The sequence below is a fragment of the Spirillospora sp. NPDC049652 genome (genome assembly GCF_040675125.1).
Classification (GTDB): Bacteria; Actinomycetota; Actinomycetes; order Streptosporangiales; family Streptosporangiaceae; genus Spirillospora.
On sequence record NZ_JBFAOF010000828.1, the window covers coordinates 1 to 3,285 of the forward strand.

General features: G+C 71.1%; 3 protein-coding genes. 2 read left to right on the forward strand and 1 reads right to left on the reverse strand.

The features are described 5' to 3' along the window. On the reverse strand, nt 1-633 hold a 633-nt coding region (locus tag AB0J52_RS33350; RefSeq protein ID WP_500186848.1), incomplete at its 3' end, for an MATE family efflux transporter. 339 nt (nt 634-972) lie between these two features. Between AB0J52_RS33350 and dnaB the strand changes: the two genes are divergently transcribed. Then, the gene (gene dnaB, locus AB0J52_RS33355; protein ID WP_500186850.1) at nt 973-2,736 is read left to right on the forward strand and encodes a replicative DNA helicase; all 1,764 of its coding nucleotides are present in this window, start codon (nt 973-975) and stop codon (nt 2,734-2,736) included. A gap of 15 nt (nt 2,737-2,751) precedes the next feature. Continuing rightward, nucleotides 2,752-3,285 (forward strand): DUF6817 domain-containing protein (locus AB0J52_RS33360; protein WP_500186851.1); only part of this gene is annotated, 534 nt, incomplete at its 3' end.

Sequence of the window (3,285 nt, forward strand, 5' to 3'; positions counted from 1 at the left end):
CGCGCGCGCGACGACGGCCACGTAGACGGCGGCGCTGCCCGTCTGGGCGATGACCGTCCCCCAGGCCGATCCGGCGATGCCCCAGTCGAAGCCCAGCACGAACGCGGCGTTCAGCGCGAGGTTGAGGGAGAATCCGCCGACGGAGACGAGGAGCGGGGTGCGCGTGTCCTGGAGCCCTCTCAGGACGCCCGTCCCCGCGAGCACCACCAGCATGGACGGCACGCCGAACAGGCTGACCGCCATGTACGTGCGGGCGTACGGGTCCACCTCGGGCGACGCGCCGAACACCCCCACCAGCCACGGGACCAGGGGCAGCCCGACCGCGAGCACCGCCACGCCGATGGCGAGGGCGAGCCACATGCCGTCCACGCCCTGCCGGATACCGGCGCGCACGTCGCCCGCGCCGATCTGGCGTGCGACGCCCGCCGTCGTCCCGTACGCGAGGAAGACCGAGAGGTACACCAGGGTGTTGAGGAGCTGGCTCGCGACTCCGAGGCCGCCGAGCTGGGCGGTGCCGAGCGTGCCGACGATGGCCGAGTCCGACAGCAGGAACAGGGGTTCGGCGACCAGCGCGCCGAAGGCGGGCACGGCCAGCCGCAGGATCTCGCGGTCCTGCTTGCGGGATGCGCTCATGGTCCTCGTCACGCCGGCGGTAGGTAATCGTCGTTCATCGTACGCCCCTTACTTCGGGCGACTTGCCCGACTTTCTTTCCCACACACCCGGTGGACAGTGTTCTCGCAGGTCAAAAGCGCGCTGTGGAGAACCGGCCGGAGATTTCCCCAGGGTTGTCCACAGGTCGTGCACAACCTTCACGGCGTGTCTGCACAGGGACTCCACAGGCCCGTCCACAGATCCTTTTGTCGCCGGCCCGGCGGGTCGGGAGAATGTCAGAGCCCTGGGATAGATGTGGCTGGACGGCGACGAGGCGGACGGGGCCGCCAGGCGCCCGAGGTGAGGGGGGTGTGCCCGGGATGAGTGTTTCCGAACTCGAACCCGGCGACCGGGAGTTCGAGCGGACACCGCCGCACGACATCGCGGCCGAGCAGGGCGTGCTCGGCGGCATGCTGCTGTCCCAGGACGCGATCGCCGAGGTGATCGAGGTGCTGCGGACGGCCGACTTCTACCGTCCCGCGCACCAGATCATCTACGACGCCGTCCTCGACCTCTACGGCCGCGGCGACCCGGCCGACGCCGTCACCATCGCGGGCGAACTCACCAAGCGCGGCGAGATCGGCCGCGTCGGCGGCGCCCCGTACCTGCACACCCTCATCTCCTCGGTGCCCACCGCCGCCAACGCCGGCTACTACGCCCGGATCGTCCGCGAGCGCTCGGTGCTGCGCAAGCTCGTCGAGACCGGCACCCGCATCGTCCAGATGGGCTACAACGCCGACGGCGCCGACGCCGACGAGATCCTCGACCGCGCCCAGGCCGAGGTCTTCGCCATCGCCGAGAAGCGCTCCGGCGAGGACTACGTCCCGCTCTCGGAGATCATGCCGGGCGCCCTGGACGAGATCGAGGCCATCGGCAGCCGCGGCGGGCAGATGGTCGGCGTCCCGACCGGCTTCGCCGACCTGGACGCCCTCACCAACGGCCTCCACCCCGGCCAGATGATCGTCGTCGCCGCCCGTCCCGCGATGGGCAAGGCGCTGGGCCTGGCCACGCCCGTCCCGACCCCGGCGGGCTGGACGACCATGGGCGCCCTGGAGGTGGGCGACGAGGTGCTCGACGCGGACGGCCTGCCCACCCGCGTCGTCGCCGCCACCGAGGTCATGCACGGCCGGCCCTGCTACGAGGTCGAGTTCTCGTGCGGCGAGGTCGTGGTCGCCGACGCCCAGCACCAGTGGCGCACCAGCGTGGCGGGAGAGACCGCCGTCCGCACCACCGACCGGATCGCGGCCACGCTGGACGAGGTCCACGTCATCGACGGCCCGGGCGAGCGGGTCACCAAGATCGTGGACGTCCGGCCGGTGCCGAGCGTGCCCGTCCGGTGCGTCCAGGTCGACAACGCCGACCACATGTACCTGGTCGGACGGTCGCGGGTGCCCACGCACAACTCGACGCTCGCGCTCGACTTCGCCCGGGCGGCGTCCATCAAGCACGGCCTGACCTCGGCCTTCTTCAGCCTGGAGATGGGCCGCAACGAGATCACGATGCGGCTGCTGTCGGCCGAGGCGCGGGTGGCGCTGCACGCGATGCGCTCGGGCACCATGCAGGACGAGGACTGGACCCGCCTCGCCCGCCGGATGAGCGAGGTCGCCGAGGCGCCGCTGTTCATCGACGACTCGCCGAACATGTCGATGATGGAGATCCGCGCGAAGGCACGGCGGCTGAAACAGCAGCACGACCTGCGCCTGGTGGTCATCGACTACCTGCAGCTGATGACGTCCGGCAAACGCGTGGAGAGCCGCCAGGTCGAGGTGTCGGAGTTCTCCCGGTCGCTGAAGCTGCTGGCCAAGGAGCTGCAGGTCCCCGTCATCGCGCTGTCGCAGCTGAACCGTGGTCCCGAACAGCGCACCGACAAGAAGCCGATGGTCTCCGACCTGCGCGAGTCGGGAAGCATCGAGCAGGACGCCGACATGGTCATCCTGCTGCACCGCGAGGACGCCTACGAGAAGGAGTCCCCCCGCGCGGGGGAGGCCGACCTGATCGTGGCCAAGCACCGTAACGGCCCCACCGCCACGGTCACCGTGGCGTTCCAGGGCCACTACAGCAGGTTCGTCGACATGGCTCAGTAACGGCTGGGGGCGCTCATGGGGAACGCGATCGCACTGCTGGAGAGCAAGGGCGCCGGGAAGATCGCCCATCCCGGCGGCACCCTGCTGGCGCATCTGCGCCGGGTCCGCGCGCGGCTCGACGAGTGGGGCGGCCGGAGCGACCTGCTGTCCGCCGGGTTGTGCCACGCCTTCTACGGCACGGACGGCTTCGCCGTCGCGCTGGGAGACGCGGCGCGGCGGGACGAGCTGGCCGACGTGATCGGGACGGCCGCTGAGCGGCTGGTCTACGTGTACGGCTGTTGTGATCGCGCGCGGTCCTACCCCGGGCTGGTCGGCGGCGGGGAGTTCGTCGACCGGTTCACGGGCGAGCCGCTCGCGTTGTCGGAGGGCGACAGACGGGATTTCGCGGAGCTCACCGTCGCGAACGAACTGGACGTCGTCGATGCCGGCGCCCTGAACGCGCGGCAGGCGCGCGGCCTGTACGAGCTGTTCGGACGCTGGCGGCCGCTGCTGAGCCCCGGGGCCGTCCGTGAGGTGGAGTCGCGGCTGCCGGGTCCGGCCGAGCGGGAG